This window comes from Escherichia sp. KTE172 (genome assembly GCF_000408845.1).
GTDB lineage: Bacteria > Pseudomonadota > Gammaproteobacteria > Enterobacterales > Enterobacteriaceae > Escherichia > Escherichia coli.
In genome coordinates, this window is the sequence record NZ_KE137316.1 from 1,443,029 (window position 1) to 1,467,187 (window position 24,159).

Annotated in this window: 17 protein-coding genes, 1 tRNA gene and 1 pseudogene; 10 read left to right on the top strand and 9 right to left on the bottom strand. The window is 46.1% G+C overall.

Annotated features, from left to right (window positions below):
* Nucleotides 1-20 precede the first annotated feature (20 nt).
* The 3 genes from fadJ to G434_RS16715 all read right to left on the bottom strand — a co-directional run bounded on the left by fadJ (nucleotide 21) and on the right by G434_RS16715 (nucleotide 3,940).
* On the bottom strand, nucleotides 21-2,165 hold the full coding sequence (fadJ, locus tag G434_RS16725) for a fatty acid oxidation complex subunit alpha FadJ (protein WP_000425046.1): 2,145 nt from the start codon (nucleotides 2,163-2,165) through the stop codon (nucleotides 21-23).
* Nucleotides 2,165-3,475: an acetyl-CoA C-acyltransferase FadI gene (fadI, locus tag G434_RS16720; RefSeq protein ID WP_000531919.1), complete on the bottom strand. Its 1,311-nt coding sequence runs from the start codon at nucleotides 3,473-3,475 to the stop codon at nucleotides 2,165-2,167. Before fadI ends, fadJ begins: the two co-directional genes overlap by 1 nt.
* A 180-nt stretch (nucleotides 3,476-3,655) precedes the next feature.
* Complete coding sequence (locus G434_RS16715; RefSeq protein ID WP_001296261.1) at nucleotides 3,656-3,940, bottom strand: YfcZ/YiiS family protein; 285 nt, start codon at nucleotides 3,938-3,940, stop codon at nucleotides 3,656-3,658.
* A 371-nt stretch (nucleotides 3,941-4,311) separates the two neighbouring features.
* Between G434_RS16715 and fadL the strand changes: the two genes are divergently transcribed.
* Nucleotides 4,312-5,652, top strand: a complete 1,341-nt coding sequence (gene fadL, locus G434_RS16710) for a long-chain fatty acid transporter FadL (protein WP_001296861.1) — start codon at nucleotides 4,312-4,314, stop codon at nucleotides 5,650-5,652.
* 366 nt (nucleotides 5,653-6,018) lie between these two features.
* Complete coding sequence (locus tag G434_RS31095) at nucleotides 6,019-7,266, top strand: hypothetical protein (RefSeq protein WP_000937812.1); 1,248 nt, start codon at nucleotides 6,019-6,021, stop codon at nucleotides 7,264-7,266.
* Between the two features lie 178 nt (nucleotides 7,267-7,444).
* Here the strand turns inward: G434_RS31095 and mlaA are convergent, their stop codons facing one another.
* Nucleotides 7,445-8,200: a phospholipid-binding lipoprotein MlaA gene (gene mlaA / locus G434_RS16700; protein WP_000776768.1), complete on the bottom strand. Its 756-nt coding sequence runs from the start codon at nucleotides 8,198-8,200 to the stop codon at nucleotides 7,445-7,447.
* 293 nt (nucleotides 8,201-8,493) lie between these two features.
* Between mlaA and G434_RS16695 the strand changes: the two genes are divergently transcribed.
* The 3 genes from G434_RS16695 to G434_RS0125100 all read left to right on the top strand — a co-directional run bounded on the left by G434_RS16695 (nucleotide 8,494) and on the right by G434_RS0125100 (nucleotide 9,938).
* A complete protein-coding gene (locus tag G434_RS16695) occupies nucleotides 8,494-9,426 on the top strand; it encodes a formate/nitrite transporter family protein (protein ID WP_000368131.1) in 933 nt (310 codons plus the stop codon).
* A 75-nt stretch (nucleotides 9,427-9,501) separates the two neighbouring features.
* Nucleotides 9,502-9,576, top strand: a tRNA-Arg gene (locus tag G434_RS16690).
* Nucleotides 9,577-9,755: 179 nt separating this feature from the next.
* Nucleotides 9,756-9,938 (top strand): DUF4942 domain-containing protein, encoded by a 183-nt coding sequence (locus G434_RS0125100; protein ID WP_225087794.1) that lies wholly within the window; start codon nucleotides 9,756-9,758, stop codon nucleotides 9,936-9,938.
* 79 nt (nucleotides 9,939-10,017) lie between these two features.
* Here G434_RS0125100 and G434_RS16685 read toward each other — a convergent pair whose 3' ends face one another.
* Together G434_RS16685 and G434_RS16680 are read right to left on the bottom strand one after the other, a co-directional pair.
* Nucleotides 10,018-11,265, bottom strand: coding sequence for an oligosaccharide MFS transporter (locus tag G434_RS16685; protein WP_001197026.1), 1,248 nt, complete (start codon nucleotides 11,263-11,265; stop codon nucleotides 10,018-10,020).
* 61 nt (nucleotides 11,266-11,326) lie between these two features.
* Nucleotides 11,327-12,250, bottom strand: coding sequence for an aminoimidazole riboside kinase (locus G434_RS16680; protein ID WP_001274886.1), 924 nt, complete (start codon nucleotides 12,248-12,250; stop codon nucleotides 11,327-11,329).
* Nucleotides 12,251-12,465: 215 nt separating this feature from the next.
* On the opposite strand from G434_RS16680, the gene cscA reads away from it, so the two are divergent.
* On the top strand, nucleotides 12,466-13,899 hold the full coding sequence (gene cscA, locus G434_RS16675; RefSeq protein WP_000194531.1) for a sucrose-6-phosphate hydrolase: 1,434 nt from the start codon (nucleotides 12,466-12,468) through the stop codon (nucleotides 13,897-13,899).
* Nucleotides 13,900-13,906: 7 nt separating this feature from the next.
* Here cscA and G434_RS16670 read toward each other — a convergent pair whose 3' ends face one another.
* Nucleotides 13,907-14,902, bottom strand: coding sequence for a LacI family DNA-binding transcriptional regulator (locus tag G434_RS16670; protein ID WP_001309629.1), 996 nt, complete (start codon nucleotides 14,900-14,902; stop codon nucleotides 13,907-13,909).
* 242 nt (nucleotides 14,903-15,144) lie between these two features.
* Here G434_RS16670 and G434_RS16665 point away from each other — a divergent pair.
* Nucleotides 15,145-15,363: pseudogene (locus tag G434_RS16665) on the top strand (D-serine transporter DsdX); the annotation flags it as partial.
* Nucleotides 15,364-15,380: 17 nt separating this feature from the next.
* The gene (gene dsdA / locus G434_RS16660) at nucleotides 15,381-16,712 is read left to right on the top strand and encodes a D-serine ammonia-lyase (RefSeq protein ID WP_000426461.1); all 1,332 of its coding nucleotides are present in this window, start codon (nucleotides 15,381-15,383) and stop codon (nucleotides 16,710-16,712) included.
* Between the two features lie 105 nt (nucleotides 16,713-16,817).
* Here the strand turns inward: dsdA and emrY are convergent, their stop codons facing one another.
* Together emrY and emrK are read right to left on the bottom strand one after the other, a co-directional pair.
* Nucleotides 16,818-18,356: a multidrug efflux MFS transporter permease subunit EmrY gene (emrY, locus tag G434_RS16655; RefSeq protein ID WP_001018714.1), complete on the bottom strand. Its 1,539-nt coding sequence runs from the start codon at nucleotides 18,354-18,356 to the stop codon at nucleotides 16,818-16,820.
* Nucleotides 18,356-19,519 (bottom strand): multidrug efflux MFS transporter periplasmic adaptor subunit EmrK, encoded by a 1,164-nt coding sequence (gene emrK / locus G434_RS16650; RefSeq protein WP_000435175.1) that lies wholly within the window; start codon nucleotides 19,517-19,519, stop codon nucleotides 18,356-18,358. Before emrK ends, emrY begins: the two co-directional genes overlap by 1 nt.
* A 415-nt stretch (nucleotides 19,520-19,934) precedes the next feature.
* Here emrK and evgA point away from each other — a divergent pair, with 415 nt between their 5' ends.
* Nucleotides 19,935-20,549 carry an acid-sensing system DNA-binding response regulator EvgA gene (evgA, locus tag G434_RS16645; RefSeq protein WP_000991370.1) on the top strand — a complete coding sequence of 205 codons (615 nt, stop codon included), beginning with the start codon at nucleotides 19,935-19,937 and terminating at the stop codon, nucleotides 20,547-20,549.
* Between the two features lie 4 nt (nucleotides 20,550-20,553).
* Nucleotides 20,554-24,147 carry an acid-sensing system histidine kinase EvgS gene (gene evgS / locus G434_RS16640; protein WP_001323380.1) on the top strand — a complete coding sequence of 1,198 codons (3,594 nt, stop codon included), beginning with the start codon at nucleotides 20,554-20,556 and terminating at the stop codon, nucleotides 24,145-24,147.
* The last annotated feature ends 12 nt before the right edge of the window (nucleotides 24,148-24,159 follow it).

The window sequence follows — 24,159 nt, forward strand, 5'->3', positions numbered from 1 at the left end:
TTCATATAGCTTTGACCTTCTTATTGCAGGTCAGTTGCAGTTGTTTTCCAAAAACTTTCCCCACGCTTGCTCATCTCGACTAAACGCTCGCAAGGGGTAAAACGGGAACCATACTGCGTGGCCAGTCGTTGCATTATTGCAACCACTTCACCCGCACCGAGAGAATCGATGTAGCGGAACGGACCACCGAGAAATGGCGGAAAACCAATGCCAAATACCGCGCCAATATCTCCGTCACGCACGCTACGGATAACCTGCTCGTCCAGACAACGTACTGCTTCATTCAGCATCAACATCACACACCGTTCAGCTACCTGCGGTGCGGAGAGTCGCCCCTGCCCTTGTGTGCCAATCAGCGGGTAAATGGCGGGATCGACCTGTTTTTTGCTTTTACGCCCTTTCTGACCATAAAGATAGAAACCCCGGCCATTTTTTCTGCCTTTGCGATCGTCGTTCAAAATTGAAGAAACAACATTTGCAGGCGCGCTAAAACGTTCTCCATAAGCGGCTTCCAGTACAGGAATAATTTTAGTCCCGGTGTCGATTCCTACCTCATCCAAAAGTTGGATTGGGCCTACCGGAAAACCAAATTTCACCAGCGCGGCATCAATGTGCTCTACCCGTTCACCTTCGGTCAACATGCGGATAGCTTCATTAATGTAAGGCGCTAAAATGCGATTGACGTAAAACCCGGCTTTGTCACGCACGACAATGGGCGTTTTACCCTGTTTTTTCGCCAGTTTTACTGTGGTAGCGATGGTTTGCGCCGATGTCCCCGCATGAGGAATAATCTCCACCAGCGGCATTTTTTCCACCGGACTGAAGAAATGCAGGCCAATAACTTGCTCAGGTCGCGTAGCGTGAGCGGCGATATCACCAATCGGTAAAGATGACGTATTCGAAGCAAAGATGGTATGAGCGGCGCAATTTTGCTCAACTTCCGCCACCATTTGTTGTTTTAATTCGAGATTTTCAAACACCGCTTCAATAATCAGATCGCGATGGGCAAAGCCGCGATAGTCCGTCGTTCCGGAGATTAATGCCAGCTGTCTGTCACGTTCGCTGGCTTTGAGATGACGACGGCGAACTTTGCCCTCCAGCTGATCCCAACTGTACTTCAGCGCATGATTTATGCCCTGCGGGTTGATATCTTTAATTCTGACCGGAAGCCCCGCTTTACAAGCAGTGACGTAAGCAATACCGCCGCCCATCAAGCCACCACCTAAAATTCCCACGCTGTTTAATGGCGCAGGCGGCGCATCACTGCCAGGATCTTTCTTCACTTCCGTACTGGCAAAAAAGATACTACGCAGCGCCTGCGATTGCGGCGTCATCGCCAGTTCGCCAAAAGCACGGGCTTCAGCGTCATAGCCGCTACTGGTGCCCTGCGCTAATCCCGTTTCGACAACCTCCAGGATGCGTTCTGTCGCCGGATAATTGCCTTGAGTTTTGTGTTCTGTTTTCTTGCCGACCATTTTGAACAGCAGCGCACGACCTAACGGCCCCGCCAGAATACGCTCGCGTACAGGTAGAGGGCGGGAAGATGGGCGATCCTGCTTTGCCAGCTCAACAGCGGCTTCCAGTAAAATGGATTGCGGAACGACGTCATCCACCAGCCCCAGCTTTAATGCCTGTTTCGCCCGAAGTTGTTTTCCAGTGAGGATCATCTCCAATGCTGTGCTGACACCTATCAGGCGCGGTAAACGCTGGGTGCCGCCTGAACCGGGTAATAATCCAAGTTGTACTTCAGGCAAACCGAGCACCGTTTTAGGATCGTCAGTACACATGCGACCGTGGCACGCCAGCGCCAACTCCAGCCCACCGCCCAGGCAAGCGCCATGAATAGCCGCGATAACCGGAACGGGCAAAGCATGAATCTCCGCCATTAACTGTTGACCCTGCCGCGCCAGTGCTTCCGCTTCTTGCGCCGTTTTGCAGTTGCCGATCATGTTGATGTCTGCGCCAGCAATGAAGTTGTCCGGTTTAGCGGAGACAAACACCACGCCTCTCAACTCTTTGTTTTCACGGAGTTGCTTAATAATGGCGCGCACCTGCGAGGCAAACTCCGCCTTCAGGGTATTCATTTTCTCACCCGGTACGTCGATGGTGATAACAGCAATGTTGTCCAGACGGACATTAAGGGTAAACGCTGATGCCATTTCCATTATTCCGCCTCCACAACCATTGCCGCGCCAAGCCCACCCGCAGCACAGGCGGTCACTAATCCAAATCCACCGCCGCGACGCCGAAGTTCATGCAATGTCTGGGTAATCATCCGCGCGCCGGTCGCCGCGAAGGGATGCCCGTAAGCAATCGAACCGCCAAGCACGTTAAATTTGCTATCGTCCACTTCGCCAGTGGCATGTGCACGCCCCAGTACATCACGAGCAAAACGTTCGCTACCCAGCAACTGAATATTCGCCAGTGTCTGAGCTGCAAAGGCTTCGTGCATATCGATCAATGTCAGATCGCTCATTGTCAAACCGGCACGTTCCAGCGCCAGCGGCGTTGACCAGGCCGGACCGAGCAACATGTCCTGCCAGACATCTATCGCAGTAAATGCGTAACTGCGCAGATACCCCAGCGGTACCAGCCCTAATTCTTTCGCCCGGGATTCAGTCATCAGGATCACCGCTGCCGCGCCATCGGTCAGCGGCGTACTGTTTGCCGCCGTTACCGTCCCGTGTTTACGATCAAACGCCGGACGCAACTTTGCGTAATCAGCAAGCGAGGAATTACCGCGAATATTGTTGTCTTCGGCAAGCGGTTGTTTATAAGGAGGGATAAAGGCAGTCATCACCTCTTCTTTGAGTTTACCATCTGACCACGCCTGAGCGGCTCGCTGATGCGAACGGTGCGCTAATGCATCTTGCTGTTCGCGAGTAATACCGTAGGTTTTCGCCATTTGTTCAGCGGTGTCGCCCATCCGCAAGCCAGTAGAGTATTCCGCCACTGCCGGAGGCACCGGCATTAAGTCGCGCAAACGCAGGCGAGAGAAGAGTTTCAGGCGCTGGCTCATGGTTCGAGCTTTGTTGACATCAACCAGCACGCGCGCCAGTTTTTTACTGACGCCAATTGGCAATACGGAAGAGGAATCGGCCCCACCGGCAATCCCCGCGCGAATAGTTCCCGCCATCAGGCTTTCTGCGACGTTTGCAATCGCCTGGAAACTGGTAGCGCAAGCGCGGCTGACGCTGTAAGCATCGGTATGCACATTCATTCCGGTGCCGAGAACAATTTCACGCGCAATGTTGGGGGCTTCCGGCATTTGTACGACCTGACCAAAGACCAGTTGTTCAATCACTTCGGCGGGGATCTCGCTGCGTGCCAGCAATTCGCCTACCACCATCTTCCCTAAATCAACCGCGGGAATGCCATGAAAAGCCGTCGCCTGGCGGGCAAAAGGCGTACGTAAACCGCTAACAATGGCGATACGATCGCCCTGGCGGGTAACCAGCGGTAAAACCTGACCCATAACACTCCCCTGTAAAAAAAGATATAAAGTGGTCTGACCTGATCATAGTCTTAACCATTTTTTTACATTTAGCCAAGCGGAGAAAAAGGAAAGTGGGAGCTATGACACAGAGAGAAAAGTAGAAGAGAAAATAAAACGCCCCCGCCAACAACTGACAGGGGCGTACGTACCCGAGAGGAATTAACGCAGACCCAGCTGGAAGATCAGCATTTCAGCTTCGCAGGCAAAAGTGAAATCGATATCCAGGCGCACACCGTCAGACTCTTCAGTGAAAGTCGGGGTGATTTTGCACGGTTCGGATTCCACGCTACGGGCTTTTTCAGTCAGCGCCGCCAGCGTTTGTTCTGCTTCTGCGCGGTTTGCAAACACGCGGCTGTAAGACGCGGTGCAGTCGGAGTTGTCCATAATGGTGCCAACATCCATACAGCAGCAAACCGGGGTTTCATCAGCACTACATTTACTCATCGTTGATTTCCTCTGTATGTGCACCCAAGGTGCCAGATAAACGTTGTGGATATTTTACGCTTCCGGAAAGTGCTGCTCCAGTTGTTAATTCTGCAAAATCGGATAAGTGACCGAAATCACACTTAAAAATGATCTAAAACAAAATTCACCCGAATCCATGAGTGCGCCACCTCCAAATTTTGCCAGCTGGATCGCGTTTCTTAGATCATATTTGAAAAAAGATAGAAACATACTTGCAACATTCCAGCTGGTCCGACCTATACTCTCGCCACTGGTCTGATTTCTAAGATGTACCTCAGACCCTACACTTCGCGCTCCTGTTACAGCACGTAACATAGTTTGTATAAAAATAAATCATTGAGGTTATGGTCATGAGCCAGAAAACCCTGTTTACAAAGTCTGCTCTCGCAGTCGCAGTGGCACTTATCTCCACCCAGGCCTGGTCGGCAGGCTTTCAGTTAAACGAATTTTCTTCCTCTGGCCTGGGCCGGGCTTATTCAGGGGAAGGTGCAATTGCCGATGATGCAGGTAACGTTAGCCGTAACCCCGCATTGATTACCATGTTTGACCGCCCGACATTTTCTGCGGGTGCGGTTTATATTGACCCGGATGTAAATATCAGCGGAACGTCTCCATCTGGTCGTAGCCTGAAAGCCGATAACATCGCGCCTACGGCATGGGTTCCGAACATGCACTTTGTTGCACCGATTAACGACCAATTTGGTTGGGGCGCTTCTATTACCTCTAACTATGGCCTGGCAACAGAGTTTAACGATACTTATGCAGGCGGCTCTGTCGGGGGTACAACCGACCTTGAAACCATGAACCTGAACTTAAGCGGTGCGTATCGCTTAAATAATGCATGGAGCTTTGGTCTTGGTTTCAACGCCGTCTACGCTCGCGCGAAGATTGAACGTTTCGCAGGCGATCTGGGGCAGCTGGTTGCCGGTCAGATCATGCAATCTCCTGCCGGGCAGACTCCTCAAGGGCAAGCGTTGGCAGCTACCGCCAACGGTATCGACAGTAATACCAAAATCGCTCATCTGAACGGTAACCAGTGGGGCTTTGGCTGGAACGCCGGTATCCTGTATGAACTGGATAAAAATAACCGCTATGCACTGACCTACCGTTCTGAAGTGAAAATTGACTTCAAAGGTAACTACAGCAGCGATCTTAATCGTGCGTTTAATAACTACGGTTTACCAATACCTACCGCGACAGGTGGCGCAACGCAATCGGGTTATCTGACGCTGAACCTGCCTGAAATGTGGGAAGTGTCGGGTTATAACCGTGTTGATCCGCAGTGGGCAATTCACTATAGCCTGGCTTACACCAGTTGGAGTCAGTTCCAGCAGCTAAAAGCAACCTCAACGAGTGGCGACACGCTGTTCCAGAAACATGAAGGCTTTAAAGATGCTTACCGCATCGCGTTGGGTACCACTTATTACTACGATGATAACTGGACCTTCCGTACCGGTATCGCCTTTGATGACAGCCCAGTTCCGGCACAGAATCGTTCTATCTCCATTCCGGACCAGGACCGTTTCTGGCTGAGTGCAGGTACGACTTACGCATTTAATAAAGATGCTTCAGTCGATGTTGGTGTTTCTTATATGCACGGTCAGAGCGTGAAAATTAACGAAGGCCCATACCAGTTCGAGTCTGAAGGTAAAGCCTGGCTGTTCGGTACTAACTTTAACTACGCGTTCTGATAACGCGTTCGCCTGGATAAAGTCACCTGCTATGCAGGTGACTTTAACTCCCACACTTCAACGAAAGTTGTTTCCTCATTGCTTGCCTCCTGAGTTTTGCAAACAGCCTGATGGTAGCTTGCCCTTTCAAATCATTAAGTGGTATCCACAGACAAACCTGAAGGGAAAGGCATATTTTCAGGCGTTCTGCTCGTCTTTCTCAAAGAGTTTACTTTTCTGAATTTCCAGGATACTCAAACCACCCTGGCTATTGTGCGCTCATACACTCAAATTAAAGATAGGGTCTAAATAAATGAGCGTTTTTTGATAGTCTATTTTATTAGGTAATATATATTTGTAACAAATCAATCAACATGGAATAAAATCATGCTACCATCTATTTCAATCAACAATACCAGCGCAGCTTACACAGAATCCATCAATGAAAATAACAATGATGAAGTTAATAGATTAGTACAAGAGCTCAAAAACCTTTTTAATGGTAAGCAAGGAATAAGCACCTGTGTTAAACATCTACTTGCGCTTATAAAAAACGCCATACGAGGAAACGACAATCCTGATAGATTTAATATTAATAATTCCTCAGTTACTTATATTGATATTGGCTCCAATGATACAGACCACATTACTATTGGTATCGATAACCAAGAAACAATAAAATTACTTGCGAGCTATAAAGACAAAGAACTCGTCCGTGCTATCATTAATGACAACATAGTTGAGAAGACTCATGATGATATAAATAATGCTGACTTTACTGATGGTAGTATCGTTGTTAGTGGTAATAAGGGTGCTATTGACTCCAATGATACAGCCGATATTACTAGTGGTATCTATAATCAAGAACCAATAAAATCACCTACGAACGATGAAAACAAAAAAGTCGGCCAAACCATCATCCATGAAAATGTAGTAGAGAATACTCATGATATCAATAACAAGGAAATGATCTTCAGCGCATTAAAAGAAATATATGATGGAGATCCTGGTTTTATCTTCGATAAGATATCACAAAAACTCAGACATACGATAACGGAATTTGATGAGAATGGGAAAAGCGAACCAACGGACTTATTTACCTGGTACGGTAAAGATAAAAAAGGCGATTCTCTCGCTATTGTAATTAAAAATAAAAACGGAAATGATTACTTATCTCTCGGTTACTATGATCAGGACGACTACCACATTCAAAGAGGAATTCGTATTAATGGTGATAGTCTCACCCAATATTGTAGTGAAAAAGCCAGGAATGCTTCAGCGTGGTTTGAAAGCAGTAAAGCTATCATGGCAGAATCATTTGCAACAGGTTCCGATCATCAGGTTGTAAACGAGCTCAACGGGGAAAGACTGAGAGAGCCAAACGAAGTTTTTAAACGTTTAGGTCGAGCAATAAGATATAATTTTCAAGTAGACGATGCAAAATTTAGACGCGATAATGTAAAAGAAATAATTTCTACTTTAGTCGATAACGAAGTTGACCGTTCTCAAAATAAATATGACCACTTTAAGGAAATCGAAGATAAAGTTGAAAAAAGGCTTCAAAATCGCCAGGCTAAATATCAAAATGAAATTAATCAACTATCTGCATTGGGTGTTAATTTTGATGATAATTAAAATTGTCCAGTTTTTTTGATTTTTCAACGCCTGAATATCGGAAATAGTCAGTGACGAACATCAGTATTTTTACATAATTATGTTCAGGTCATTGTCGGTTTATCTTCTTTTACTTGGGGTAATTGAGGGATAACAACAAAAAAGGTGAGTTTTGTGACTCACCTTTTTTATTTGTTTCTTATTCAGAATCGATATCTTTTAAATCATCCTGAATCGCTTGCGCGTTCGGATTTTCCTGCGGTTTGAGTTCGCCGCCATTAGCGATGAAATCATGACGCTGGAAGTACGCTTCGCGCACCATAATATAAGGATCGGACGACTGACGCAGCAGACCATCGGAATCCAGCAGCTGTGCGCGGGTTTCGATCCCTTCAAGCGTCCATTTACCCACAGACATCGGCCAGGTCAGCCAGGAAAGAACCGGGTAAAGACCATCCGCCATATCACCACCGTCATCACGCAGCGTGAAGCTACCGTAGAACGGTAACTGAACGTATGGCCCATAACCCACACCATAATGACCAAGCGTACTACCGAAGCGGTGAGGTTCAGTCCGTTGCAGTTTCGGGTTCGCCATCCCTGCAACATCAATAAAGCCGCCCATCCCCAAAATGGTGTTCAGGAAAAAGCGGGTAAAGTGGACCATCCCCTGATAAGGGTCGCCCTGCAAGAAGTAGTTAACCATCACCGCAGGTTCTTCAAGGTTGCCAGTAAAGTTGCTCAAACCGTTACGCGCCGGTTGCGGAACATAATCACGCCAGGCGACAGCGACCGGTCGAACAATATACGGGTCTAATACATTGAAGTTGAAGTTGTACATGGTGCGGTTGAACCCTTCTAACGGGTCAGAACGCCCTTGCTGATCTGTACCGGAACTCGCACACCCCACCAGAAGCGTAGTTCCCAGAGCAAGCGCCGACAGGCGAAGCTTCATAAATGTCTCCCTGTTTTTTTATGGCTTATGCAGTTTGCCATCCATGACGGAACGATACCGTATCCGCCTGTTTAGGTGTGGGCGATTGTAACAGCACGTCAACTGATGTCCAGACGCCCTGATTTGCTGATTTGATCATAGCCTGGTAATCGCCGCCCTGTAGGCTACTTGATTCTATAGAAACAGAAAAAGGCAAACGCGGCCTTTTCTACATTTTCAGAGTAACTCCCGCCAGTTGCGAGCAAAAAAGCCGCTACGCTTTAGCTATACGTGCTAATTCAAGAGAAGAGACCATGGACAACGACAAAATTGATCAACACAGCGACGAAATTGAAGTTGAGAGCGAAGAAAAAGAGCGCGGCAAAAAAATAGAAATAGATGAAGATCGACTCCCCTCCCGGGCGATGGCAATTCATGAGCATATCCGCCAGGATGGTGAAAAAGAGCTGGAACGCGACGCAATGGCACTACTGTGGTCAGCCATTGCGGCGGGTCTGTCGATGGGCGCTTCATTACTGGCAAAAGGGATATTTCATGTCGAACTGGAAGGTGTGCCGGGCAGCTTCTTGCTGGAGAATCTCGGTTATACCTTTGGTTTTATTATCGTCATTATGGCCCGCCAGCAATTATTTACCGAAAACACCGTGACTGCGGTACTACCCGTCATGCAAAAACCGACAATGAGCAACGTTGGCTTACTTATGCGGTTATGGGGCGTCGTGCTGCTGGGTAATATTCTCGGGACAGGTATTGCGGCGTGGGCATTTGAATATATGCCAATCTTCAATGAAGAAACTCGCGATGCATTTGTCAAAATCGGCATGGATGTGATGAAGAACACCCCCAGCGAGATGTTTGCCAACGCGATCATTTCCGGCTGGCTGATCGCCACTATGGTATGGATGTTTCCTGCAGCGGGTGCGGCAAAGATTGTGGTGATTATATTGATGACCTGGCTTATTGCCCTGGGTGACACCACTCACATCGTTGTCGGTTCTGTTGAAATCCTCTATCTGGTGTTTAACGGTACGCTGCACTGGAGCGATTTCATCTGGCCCTTCGCACTACCTACTTTAGCGGGGAACATCTGCGGCGGCACCTTTATCTTCGCGTTAATGAGTCATGCACAGATTCGTAACGACATGAGCAACAAGCGCAAAGCAGAAGCACGCCAAAAAGCAGAACGTGCGGAAAACATTAAGAAAAATGATAAAAACCCGGCATAAATGGCGAGGGTTTAAGCAATCGAGCGGCAGCGTACTTACCCCGCAGTCCATTAGCGGGTATACTCATGCCGCATTGTCCTCTTAGTTAAATGGATATAACGAGCCCCTCCTAAGGGCTAATTGCAGGTTCGATTCCTGCAGGGGACACCAGATACCCTTCTAACAATATCTACCTTCACCCCGTAAAAGATGGGTTTGGCAGCACACTTGCCCTATATCTACTCATTTTTACTGCAACAGGTTGAAATCTCAGCACTGTCAGAAAGCGCTGATGACTAAACAGCCCTGGGCCGGGCGATGTAACCATCATACAGAATCCTGATAGCGAAATATGGCGTGACTCGATACTTCACTCTGCAATGCGTTCCTTGATGAATTCGCAGGCCCGTGATACACGGGACAAGTCGCTGAATGACGACAATGTCCTGGAAATCAGCGAACCGCGTATCCGGAGTACATTTGAGCGACTGTACCAGAACATGAATGAGGCGTTTGGATTAGGTGATTATTAGTTGGGCTAAGCATTTTTGTATTATTATTTTCCGGTTGAGGGATATGGAGATATCGACAACAACCGGAAAAAGTTTACGTCTATATTGCTGAAGGTACAGGCGTTTCCATAACTATTTGCTCGCGTTTTTTACTCAGGAAGAAAATGCCAAATAGCAACATCAGGCAGACAATACCCGAAATTGCGAAGAAAACTGTCTGGTAGCCTGCGTGGTCAAAGAGTATCCCAGTCGGCGTTGAAAGCAGCACAATCCCAAGCGAACTGGCAATTTGAAAACCAATCAGAAAGATCGTCGACGACAGGCGCTTATCAAAGTTTGCCACGCTGTATTTGAAGACGGATATGACACAAAGTGGAACCTCAATGGCATGTAACAGCTTCACTAATGAAATAATCCAGGGGTTAACGAACAACGCGCAGGAAAGGATACGCAACGCCATAATCACAACACCGATAAGTAATGCATTTTTTGGCCCTACCCGATTCACAAAGAAAGGAATAATCGCCATGCACAGCGCTTCGAGTACCACCTGGAATGAGTTGAGATAACCATACAGGCGCGTTCCTACATCGTGTGATTCGAATAAACCTGCATAAAAGACAGGAAAGAGTTGTTGATCAAAAATGTTATAGAAAGACCACGTCCCCACAATAAATATGACAAAAACCCAGAAGTTTCGATCCTTGAAAACTGCGATAAAATCCTCTTTTTTTACCCCTCCCGCATCCGCCGCTACACACTGGTGACCCTTATCTTTAAAACGCATGTTGATCATCATAAATACAGCGCCAAATAGCGAGACCAGCCAGAAGTTGATATGGGGACTGATACTAAAAAATATGCCGGCAAAGAACGCGCCAATAGCATAGCCAAAAGATCCCCAGGCGCGCGCTGTTCCATATTCGAAATGAAAATTTCGCGCCATTTTTTCAGTGAAGCTGTCAAGCAAACCACATCCCGCCAGATACCCCAGGCCAAAAAAGAGCGCCCCCAGAATTAGACCTACAGAAAAATTGCTTTGCAGTAACGGTTCATAAACGTAAATCATAAACGGTCCGGTCAAGACCAGAATGAAACTCATACACCAGATGAGCGGTTTCTTCAGACCGAGTTTATCCTGAACGATGCCGTAGAACATCATAAATAGAATGCTGGTAAACTGGTTGACCGAATAAAGTGTACCTAATTCCGTCCCTGTTAATCCTAGATGTCCTTTCAGCCAAATAGCGTATAACGACCACCACAGCGACCAGGAAATAAAAAAGAGAAATGAGTAACTGGATGCAAAACGATAGTACGCATTTCTGAATGGAATATTCAGTGCCATAATTACCTGCCCGTCGTTAAAAAATTCATGTCCTATTTAGAGATAAGAGCGGCCTCGCCGTTTACTTCTCACTTTCCAGTTCTTGTCGACATGGCAGCGCTGTCATTGCCCCTTTCGCTGTTACTGCAAGCGCTCCGCAACGTTGAGCGAGATCGATAATTCGTCGCATTTCTCTCTCATCTGTAGATAATCCCGAAGAGGACAGACCTGTGAGTAACCCGGCAACGAACGCATCTCCCGCCCCAGTGCTATCGACACAATTCACAGACATTCCAGCAAAATGGTGGACTTGTCCTCGATAACAGACCACCACCCCTTCTGCACCTTTAGTCACCAACAGCATGGCGATCTCATAATCTTTTGCCAGGGCGCATATATCCCGATCGTTCTGTGTTTTTCCACTGATAAGTCGCCATTCTTCTTCCGAGAGCTTGACGACATCCGCCAGTTGTAGCGCCTGCCGCAAACACAAGCGGAGCAAATGCTCGTCTTGCCATAGATCTTCACGAATATTGGGATCGAAGCTGACAAAACCTCCGGCATGCCGGATCGCCGTCATCGCAGTAAATGCGCTGGTACGCGAAGGCTCGGCAGACAACGCAATTGAACAGAGATGTAACCATTCGCCATGTCGCCAGCAGGGCAAGTCTGTCGTCTCTAAAAAAAGATCGGCACTGGGGCGGACCATAAACGTAAATGAACGTTCTCCTTGATCGTTCAGATCGACAAGCACCGTGGATGTCCGGTGCCATTCATCTTGCTTCAGATACGTGATATCGACACCCTCAGTTAGCAGCGTTCTTTGCATTAACGCACCAAAAGGATCATCACCGACCCGACCTATAAACCCACTTGTTCCGCCTAATCTGGCGATTCCCACCGCAACGTTAGCTGGCGCGCCGCCAGGACAAGGCAGTAGCCGCCCGTCTGATTCTGGCAAGAGATCTACGACCGCATCCCCTAAAACCCATACTTTGGCTGACATTTTTTTCCCTTAAATTCATCTGACTTACGCATAGTGATAAACCTCTTTTTCGCAAAATCGTCATGGATTTACTAAAACATGCATATTCGATCACAAAACATCATAGTTAACGTTAACATTTGTGATATTCATCGCATTTATGAAAGTAAGTGACTTTATTTTTATAAAAGTTAACGTTAACAATTCACCAAATTTGCTTAACCAGGATGATTAAAATGACGCAATCTCGATTGCATGCGGCGCAAAACGCACTAGCAAAACTTCACGAGCGCCGAGGTAACACTTTCTATCCCCATTTTCACCTCGCGCCTCCTGCCGGGTGGATGAACGATCCAAACGGCCTGATCTGGTTTAACGATCGTTATCACGCGTTTTATCAACATCACCCGATGAGCGAACACTGGGGGCCAATGCACTGGGGACATGCCACCAGCGACGATATGATCCACTGGCAGCATGAGCCTATTGCGCTAGCGCCAGGAGACGAGAATGACAAAGACGGATGTTTTTCAGGTAGTGCTGTCGATGACAATGGTGTCCTCTCACTTATCTACACCGGACACGTCTGGCTCGATAGTGAAGGTAATGACGATGCAATTCGCGAAGTACAATGTCTGGCTACCAGTCGGGATGGTATTCATTTCGAGAAACAGGGTGTGATCCTCACTCCACCAGAAGGAATCATGCACTTCCGCGATCCTAAAGTGTGGCGTGAAGCCGACACATGGTGGATGGTAGTCGGGGCGAAAGACCCAGGCAACACGGGGCAGATCCTGCTTTATCGCGGCAGTTCATTGCGTGAATGGACTTTCGATCGCGTACTGGCCCACGCTGATGCGGGTGAAAGCTATATGTGGGAATGTCCGGACTTTTTCAGCCTTGGCGATCAGCATTATCTGATGTTTTCCCCGCAGGGAATGAATGCCGAGGGATACAGTTATCGAAATCGCTTTCAAAGTGGCGTAATACCCGGAATGTGGTCGCCAGGACGACTTTTTGCACAATCCGGGCATTTTACTGAACTTGATAACGGGCATGACTTTTATGCACCACAAAGCTTTGTAGCGAAGGATGGTCGGCGTATTGTTATCGGCTGGATGGATATGTGGGAATCGCCAATGCCCTCAAAACGTGAAGGCTGGGCAGGCTGCATGACGCTGGCGCGCGAGCTATCAGAGAGCAATGGCAAACTCCTACAACGCCCGGTACACGAAGCTGAGTCGTTACGCCAGCAGCATCAATCTATCTCTCCCCGCACAATCAGCAATAAATATGTTTTGCAGGAAAACGCGCAAGCAGTTGAGATTCAGTTGCAGTGGGAGCTGAAGAACAGTGATGCCGAACATTACGGATTACAACTCGGCACAGGAATGCGGCTGTATATTGATAACCAATCTGAGCGACTTGTTTTGTGGCGATATTACCCACACGAGAATTTAGACGGCTACCGTAGTATTCCCCTCCCGCAGGGTGACACGCTCGCCCTAAGGATATTTATCGATACATCATCCGTGGAAGTATTTATTAACGACGGGGAAACGGTGATGAGTAGCCGAATCTATCCGCAGCCAGAAGAACGGGAACTGTCGCTCTATGCCTCCCACGGAGTGGCTGTGCTGCAACATGGAGCACTCTGGCAACTGGGTTAACATAATATCAGGTGGAACAACGGATCAACAGCGGGCAAGGGATCCGCGTCACTCTTCCCCCTTCACGACCTTCAATAATATGCAATGCAGCTTCCCGCCCGATAATGTCATGTGGAAGCTGAATTGTGGTCAGCGGCGGTAAAAACAGATGCCCGACGCCAACCAGATTATCAAAGCCCATTACGGCGACATCCTGCGGGATACGTACCCCCTTCGCCAGGAGAACCTGATAAGCGACAAAGGCTGCGCGATCGTTACCACATATCAGAACATCAAAATCTGGTTTGCCAGATTTGAAGTGGTCATTGAGTAAACTTGCGAGATCGGTGTAGTGATCATCACCTGTTGCCATGTGAAATTGTTTCACCTCAGCCAGATCTCGTCCAGCATCACGCCAGGCCTGCTCAAATCCCTGCCGACGATACCCTGTTGCCAACGCACTTTCCGGTAGCCAGAAGCATAACGGTTGACGATAGCCCGCCGCGAGCAAATGCTGTGTTGATTCATATTGTGCAGTGTAATCATCAGGGATATAACTGGGTAACGCTGGGTCATCCGCAACACAGTTCGCCAATACAATATTTTCACCATACAGAGACTCAGGCAGCGTGATATGTCGCAGCCCCATTGTAGTATAGATAATGCCATCCGGACGGTGGGCAAGCAGCTGACGTGCCGCGCGGGCAGCGTCATCTTCAGAAAAAATATTGATTAAAAAACTATTCCAGCCGAACTCGCTGGCGGTTTGCTCAATGGCAAGCAGAATATCAACAGAGAAAGGAGTGGTAGCCGTGTCCTGCGCCAGCACGGCGAGAGTCGACGGCTTACGTCCTTGAGCGCGCATCTTACGGGCGGAAAGATCAGGAACATAATTCAGGGTCTGGATTGCCTGCAATACGCGGTTACGCGTTGCAGGACGCACAGATTCTGCATTATGCATCACCCGGGAGACTGTCATCATCGACACTCCCGCCAGGCGTGCGACATCCTTTAATGAAGCCATACCCAAGCCGTTTGCCGTAAAACGGGCACTGTAGCAGAAACAGACGTCACTGGCGAGATCCAACGATATTCTCGACGCCCTATCACCCGACACGGCAATACAATAAAAAATAACAATAATTCCCGGACAATTGTACCCAATTCCGCCTCTGTTCTCGCCAACGAGTAACCATGTAGGCAAGTAGGTAAAACATGCCAACTGGCATCGCCAATCTGGAGAAGAAAATATAAATATGGATCATTGTGCTGGCGCTGTATCCCGACATCAGCCCGGAAATTTTTACGATTGATATCGGTTCAAGTGCAATTGGCTGCACGATCGTTACGGACTCGCTTTTCTGGCTGGTGAAGCAATATTGCGGCGCTACGCTCAATGAAACATTTAAATACTATACGACAGCGACATTTATCGCTTCAGTCGTCGCTCTGGCGGGCACATTCCTGCTGTCATTTATCATCTAAGCGCAAAGAGACGTACTATGGAAAACGCTAAAATGAATTCGCTCATCGCCCAGTATCCGTTGGTAAAGGATCTGGTTGCTCTTCAAGAAACCACCTGGTTTAATCCTGGCACGACCTCATTGGCTGAAGGTTTACCTTATGTTGGCCTGACCGAACAGGATGTTCAGGACGCCCATGCGCGCTTATCCCGTTTTGCACCCTATCTGGCAAAAGCATTTCCTGAAACTGCTGCTACTGGGGGGATTATTGAATCAGAACTGGTTGCCATTCCGGCTATGCAAAAACGGCTGGAAAAGGAATATCAACAACCGATCAGCGGGCAACTGCTACTGAAAAAAGATAGCCATTTGCCCATTTCCGGCTCCATAAAAGCACGCGGCGGGATTTATGAAGTCCTGGCACATGCAGAAAAACTGGCTCTGGAAGCGGGGTTGCTGACGCTTGAAGATGACTACAGCAAACTGCTTTCTCCGGAGTTTAAACAGTTCTTTAGCCAATACAGCATTGCTGTGGGCTCAACCGGAAATCTGGGGTTATCAATCGGCATTATGAGCGCCCGCATTGGCTTTAAGGTGACAGTACATATGTCTGCTGATGCCCGGGCATGGAAAAAAGCGAAACTGCGCAGCCATGGCGTTACGGTCGTGGAATATGAGCAAGATTATGGTGTTGCAGTCGAGGAAGGACGTAAAGCAGCGCAGTCTGACCCGAACTGTTTCTTTATTGATGACGAGAATTCCCGCACGTTGTTCCTTGGGTATTCCGTCGCAGGCCAGCGTCTTAAAGCGCAATTTGCCGAGCAAGGTCGTATCGTCGATGCTGATAACCCTCTGTTTGTCTATCTGCCGTGTGGTGTTGGCGGTGGTCCTGGTGGCGTCGCATTCGGACTTAAACTGGCGTTTGGCGATCATGTTCACTGCTTTTTTGCCGAACCAACGCACTCCCCTTGTATGTTGTTAGGCGTCCATACTGGATTACACGATCAGATTTCTGTTCAGGATATTGGTATCGACAACCTTACCGCAGCGGATGGCCTTGCAGTTGGTCGCGCATCAGGCTTTGTCGGGCGGGCAATGGAGCGTCTACTGGATGGCTTCTATACCCTTAGCGATCAAACCATGTATGACATGCTTGGCTGGCTGGCGCAGGAAGAAGGCATTCGTCTTGAACCTTCGGCACTGGCGGGTATGGCCGGGCCTCAGCGCGTGTGCGCATCAGTAAGTTACCAACAGATGCACGGTTTCAGCGCAGAACAACTGCGTAATGCCACTCATCTGGTGTGGGCGACGGGAGGTGGAATGGTGCCGGAAGAAGAGATGGAGCAATATCTGGCAAAAGGCCGTTCATAACGTTTCAACGCAGCATCGCCATCCTTTCCCTGGGTGAGCGATGCTGCCGATGGCGCAGACTTAAGATTCTACCGTCTTACCTGCTATAGCTCTCTCTTTTTACCATCACCCAACGCCTTTCGCTGTAAACGGCGGTTTCGCAAACCAAACCAATACCGTAAGTAAGATAAAAGCAATAGCCGCCATACGGAAAATCTCATTTGCAGAAATTGAAAGTGACTGCTGAGTTATTTCATTATTAATTTCATTAAGAACCCCTGAAAGCGAACCATAGTATTTATCCATAATTTGTGACGATGAATTAAACACGGGGTTAAATTGATCGATTGTTGCTGTCAACTGACTATGGTGTAATGATTCTCGGCGTCCCCACAGCGTCATTGTCAACGACGTACCAACTGATCCTGACAAGGTACGAAAAAAATTACTCATACTCGAGGCATTGGCAAATTTATTATCTGGCAAACCTGAAAACGAAATCGTTGTTAAGGGTAAAAAGAAACAGGCGACGGCGAATCCCTGAAAAAACTGTGGCAAAATGATGCCTGTAAAATCAATCGTTGGCATAAATGTCACAGAACGCCAGTAATAGCAAACCGCATACATTAAAAAACTAAATGTCACCAACAACCGCATATCAATTTTGTTGCCATAACGTCCTATCAAAGGTGATATTAATAGCGGCATGATGCCGATGGGCGCATAGGCAAGTCCGGCCCATATCGCATTATACCCCATCGTTTCCTGGAGTAACTGCGGCATAAGGACTATCGCCCCAGAGTAAAATAAATACGCGCATGTGATACTCACAATACCAATGGTGAAATTACGGGACTTAAACAAACTGAGATCAAGAATCGGGTTCTCTGAGGTCGACTCCCAAATGACTAAAGAAATCAGAGAAATAACTGACACTACTGTTAGTATTATTATTGTACTCGAGTTGAACCAATCCAGGTCGCGCCCTTTATCAAGCATTATCTGCAAGCCACCAACACCGAGCACTAACAGGGTCAGTCCTGGTAGATTCATTTTGACCGGTGAAGTCTCAGTTTCTCTTCCTTTAAGTAAGGTTAAGCATAATGTCAGAACGATAATCCCCATAGGGACATTGATTAAAAATATCCAACCCCAGCTAAAGTTATCGCAAATATAGCCGCCCAATATCGGCCCACATATCGGAGCGATAATTACGGTCATTGACCATAATGCCAAAGCAAATGTTCTTTTTTCTGGCGGATAATTCCTTAATAATAAACTCTGTGACAGTGGAATTAACGGCCCCGCCATTAACCCCTGAACGACTCTAAAAAATATCAGCACATCAAGATTGGTCGATAGGCTACACATTAAGGAAGACAGCGAAAAAAAAGTGACTGAAAGTAAAAATAATCTTAATTCGCCTATTCTTTGTGCCAGCCTGCCGGTAACAGGGATCGCAATGGCATTTGCTACGCCAAACGAAGTGATAACCCAGGTGCCTTCGTCTGTTGATGCTCCCAGAAAGCCAGATATTGTCGGTATTGCGACGTTAGAAATAGTGGAATCCAACATTTGCATAAACGTCGCTAATGACAATGCAATAGTGACGCACCATAACGTCCCACCGGTTAATGGTGCCGGAGTTGATTTAGTGATTGCCATTAAAGTTGTCCATTATGCGAAATAATGTTGCTAATTTCTTTTTCTATCGGACTGGTATCGATAACTAAAGCCTTACTGGTATAAGCAGGCATGGACGTCACGGTTGAAGCCAGATCGGGCATCTCGGCAATGTCTTCGTTCCTGGTATCAATAGTTGCAGTCATCGATAAACCAATGCGCAAGGGATGTTCCATGAGTTCTTTTGGATCAAGAGAAACTTCAACCGGGACACGCTGAACGATTTTGATCCAGTTCCCTGTCGCATTTTGTGCAGGTAATAAGGAGAACGCATTGCCGGTTCCCATATTGATCCCTGTCACCCGACCATGAAACACAACATTTTCACCATAGAGATCGCTGATAATATTGACCGATTGACCAATCCGTACATCCGTGAGTTGTGTTTCTTTAAAGTTGGCATTAACCCACATTTGACGTGCCGGTACAACAGCCATTAACGATTGTCCGGGACTCACTGTTTCGCCAACCTGAACGCTTCTCTGGGCAATATAGCCGGTAACAGGACTCTTAATATCCGTACGTTTAAGCACTAACCAGGCTTCTTTGGTTGCATCCGCCGCTTCAACGACTTGTGGCTGACGGTTTAATGGTGTGTTCATTACTAAAGCTTTATTCGCTTTATAAGCCTGAATAGCAGCATTCAATGCCGCTTTGCTACTTATTAACGTATCTTTGGTATGCTCCAGCGTTTCTTTTGAAATAACCCCCTGCTTCGCTAAAGGTACACGACGGTTATAATCTTCTAAAGATTGTTGATACTGAATACGTGCTGAAGCGACTTCGGCACTGTATTGTTTATCCTGTAAGTACAGTTTATTCGTTTGCCGAACAATATTGGCCAGATTATTTTTAGCTTTATTGAGTGCGATAGTGGCATCAGTCTTATCCAGTGAGACTAAAATGTCACCCTGTCGAACGTAGTTCGTATCTTTATGATTAACGACAGTGACGCTGCCTGAAACTTGTGCAGAAATTGGATCTGCATTCCCCGTGACATAGGCGTCATCTGTACTAATCATGTCTTCTAATTCCATTGACCAATAGGCATAGGCACCTGAAAACGCAATAAATAAAACTACCGCCAATAAAGAAAAGTATTTTCTTCTGTTAGAATGTTTTTTATTTGAATTAATCTGTTCCACTATTATCTCTCATTTCGCATAGATGAAATTTATGAATTGAATGAAAAGAGTATTCATTCTTCATATCAAACACAGTGCATGTGTTGCACATTATCCCAGGAACGTTGGAGGCCTAATTTAAATGAGGTGCAAAAGAAACAACAGAGGACTAAACCGTGGCTTTTGCAATACGATTCTTACGCCTGTAGGATTAGTGAGAAGACTTATAGTGCTAATGTGAAACTATAAATCATCGGTACAATCCCTGATTTTATTGTTGACATTTCATTTATGCCGACTATTTATATGGTATACTTGTCGAATTATCTTAAAGGAAGCTCAAATTTTCTTATTTTTATTGAGAAAATGAGATGATGCCTTATGTCTGTATTACTACAGGGAGAAGGGAGATGCTTCATTGCAAAGGGAATAATCTATGAACGCAATAATTATTGATGACCATCCTCTTGCTATCGCAGCAATTCGTAATTTATTGATCAAAAACGATATTGAAATCTTAGCAGAGTTGACTGAAGGCGGAAGCGCCGTTCAGCGGGTGGAAACACTTAAGCCTGATATCGTCATCATTGATGTCGATATCCCCGGAGTTAACGGTATCCAGGTGTTAGAAACGCTAAGGAAGCGTCAATATAGCGGAATTATTATTATCGTCTCCGCTAAAAATGACCATTTTTACGGGAAACATTGTGCTGATGCTGGCGCTAATGGATTCGTGAGTAAAAAAGAAGGCATGAACAATATCATTGCGGCTATTGAAGCTGCAAAAAATGGCTACTGCTATTTCCCCTTCTCTCTCAACCGGTTTGTTGGAAGTTTAACGTCCGACCAGCAAAAACTCGACTCCTTATCGAAACAAGAAATTAGTGTCATGCGATATATTCTTGATGGCAAGGATAATAATGACATTGCTGAAAAAATGTTCATCAGCAACAAAACTGTCAGCACTTATAAAAGTCGCCTGATGGAAAAATTAGAATGTAAATCACTGATGGATCTTTACACATTCGCACAACGTAACAAAATCGGCTAACCACATGAAGTTTTTACCCTATATTTTTCTTCTCTGTTGTGGTCTTTGGTCGACCATAAGTTTCGCAGACGAAGATTACATCGAATATCGTGGCATCAGTAGTAACAACCGTGTCACACTTGATCCACTACGTCTGAGCAACAAGGAATTACGTTGGTTAGCGAGCAAGAAAAATCTTGTGATTGCAGTACACAAGTCCCAAACGGCTACGTTGTTGCATACCGATTCGCAGCAACGGGTTCGTGGTATTAATGCTGATTATTTAAATCTGTTAAAAAGAGCGTTAAATATCAAATTAACACTCCGGGAATACGCCGATCATCAAAAAGCAATGGACGCGCTGGAAGAAGGTGAAGTCGATATAGTGTTATCACATTTAGTTGCTTCGCCGCCTCTTAATGATGACATTGCTGCAACCAAACCACTGATAATTACCTTTCCGGCGCTCGTCACCACCCTTCACGATTCAATGCGACCGCTTACCTCATCAAAACCAGTAAATATTGCTCGAGTAGCAAATTATCCCCCTGACGAGGTAATTCATCAATCATTTCCAAAAGCAACAATTATCTCTTTTACAAATTTATATCAGGCATTAGCATCCGTCTCAGCCGGACAGAATGATTACTTTATTGGTAGTAACATCATTACCAGCAGTATGATTTCCCGCTATTTCACTCACTCCTTAAATGTAGTGAAATATTATAACTCGCCGCGTCAATATAACTTTTTCTTAACCAGAAAAGATTCAGTCGTTCTTAATGAAGTACTCAATCGGTTTGTTGATGCTTTAACAAATGAAGTTCGCTATGAAGTATCACAAAATTGGCTTGATACAGGAAACCTGGCCTTTCTGAACAAACCATTAGAACTGACTGAACATGAAAAACAGTGGATAAAGCAGCATCCCGATTTAAAGGTGCTGGAAAATCCTTACTCCCCTCCCTATTCTATGACGGATGAAAATGGCTCGGTTCGGGGCGTTATGGGGGATATTCTTAATATTATTACCTTGCAAACAGGTTTAAATTTTTCTCCGATCACCGTTTCACACAATATCCATGCCGGAACACAGCTTAATCCCGGCGGATGGGATATATTACCTGGTGCTATTTATAGTGAAGATAGAGAAAATAATGTTTTATTTGCTGAAGCCTTCATAACAACGCCTTACGTTTTTGTCATGCAAAAAGCGCCTGACAGTGAACAAACATTAAAAAAAGGAATGAAAGTTGCCATTCCCTATTATTATGAGCTTCATTCGCAATTAAAAGAGATGTATCCGGAGGTAGAGTGGATAAAAGTCGATAACGCCAGCGCTGCATTTCACAAGGTCAAGGAAGGTGAACTTGATGCTCTGGTCGCGACACAGTTAAATTCGCGTTACATGATCGACCATTACTATCCTAATGAACTTTATCATTTTCTTATTCCCGGCGTTCAGAATGCATCACTTTCGTTCGCTTTTCCTCGCGGAGAACCGGAACTTAAGGATATTATTAATAAAGCACTGAATGCAATTCCCCCAAGCGAAGTTCTGCGCCTGACGGAAAAATGGATTAAAATGCCCAATGTGACCATTGACACATGGGATCTCTATAGCGAGCAGTTTTATATTGTTACGACATTATCCGTTTTATTAGTTGGCAGTAGCCTTTTATGGGGATTCTACCTGTTACGCTCAGTTCGTCGTCGTAAAGTCATTCAGGGTGATTTAGAAAACCAAATATCATTCCGGAAAGCACTCTCGGACTCCTTACCGAATCCAACTTATGTCGTAAACTGGCAAGGTAATGTCATTAGTCACAATAGTGCATTTGAACATTATTTCACTGCTGATTACTACAAAAATGCAATGTTGCCATTAGAAAACAGTGAATCACCCTTTAAAGATGTTTTTTCTAATACGCATGAAGTCACAGCAGAGACGAAAGAAAATCGAACAATATACACACAGGTATTTGAAATTGATAATGGCATCGAGAAAAGATGCATTAATCACTGGCATACATTATGCAATCTGCCAGCCAGCGATCATGCTGTTTATATTTGTGGTTGGCAAGATATTACCGAGACGCGTGATTTAATTCATGCTCTCGAAGTAGAGAGAAATAAAGCGATCAATGCAACTGTCGCAAAAAGTCAGTTTCTGGCAACAATGAGTCACGAAATAAGAACACCAATAAGCTCCATTATGGGCTTCCTGGAACTTCTGTCGGGTTCTGGTCTTAGCAAGGAACAACGGGTGGAGGCGATTTCACTTGCCTACGCCACCGGACAATCACTCCTCGGCTTAATTGGTGAAATCCTTGATGTCGACAAAATTGAATCGGGTAACTATCAACTTCAACCACAATGGGTCGATATCCCTACTTTAGTCCAGAACACTTGTCACTCTTTCGGTGCGATTGCTGCAAGCAAATCCATCGCATTAAGTTGCAGCAGTACGTTTCCTGAACATTACCTGGTTAAGATCGACCCTCAGGCGTTTAAGCAGGTCTTATCTAATTTACTGAGCAATGCTCTCAAATTTACCACCGAGGGGGCAGTGAAAATTACGACCTCCCTGGTTAACATTGATGACAACCACGCTGTAATCAAAATGACGATTATGGATTCTGGAAGTGGATTATCACAGGAAGAACAACAACAACTGTTTAAACGCTATAGCCAAACAAGTGCAGGTCGTCAGCAAACAGGTTCTGGTTTAGGCTTAATGATCTGCAAAGAATTAATTAAAAACATGCAGGGTGATTTGTCATTAGAAAGTCATCCAGGCATAGGAACGACATTTACGATCACAATCCCGGTAGAAATTACCCAACAAGTGGCGACTGTCGAGGCAAAAGCAGAACAACCCATGACACTCCCTGAAAAGTTGAGCATATTAATCGCGGATGATCATCCGACCAACAGGCTATTACTCAAACGCCAGCTAAACCTATTAGGATATGATGTTGATGAAGCCACTGATGGTGTGCAAGCGCTACACAAAGTCAGTATGCAACATTATGATCTGCTTATTACTGACGTTAATATGCCGAATATGGATGGTTTTGAGTTGACTCGCAAACTCCGTGAGCAAAATTCTTCCTTACCCATCTGGGGGCTTACAGCCAACGCACAGGCTAACGAACGTGAAAAAGGGTTAAATTGCGGCATGAACTTATGTTTGTTCAAACCGTTGACCCTGAATGTACTGAAAACACATTTAAGTCAGTTACACCAGGTTGCGCATATTGCACCTCAGTATCGCCACCTTGATATCGAGGCCCTGAAAAATAATACGGCGAACGATCTACAACTGATGCAGGAGATTCTCATGACTTTCCAGCATGAAACGCATAAAGATCTACCCGCTGCGTTTCATGCGTTAGAAGCTGGCGATAACAGAACTTTCCATCAGTGTATTCATCGCATCCACGGTGCGGCTAACATCCTGAATTTGCAAAAGTTGATTAATCTTAGCCATCAGTTAGAAATAACGCCCGTTTCAGATGACAGCAAGCCTGAAATTCTTAAGTTGCTGAACTCTGTTAAAGAACACATTGCAGAGCTGGACCAGGAGATTGCTGTTTTCTGTCAACAAAATGACTAAATAGCGGCTCCC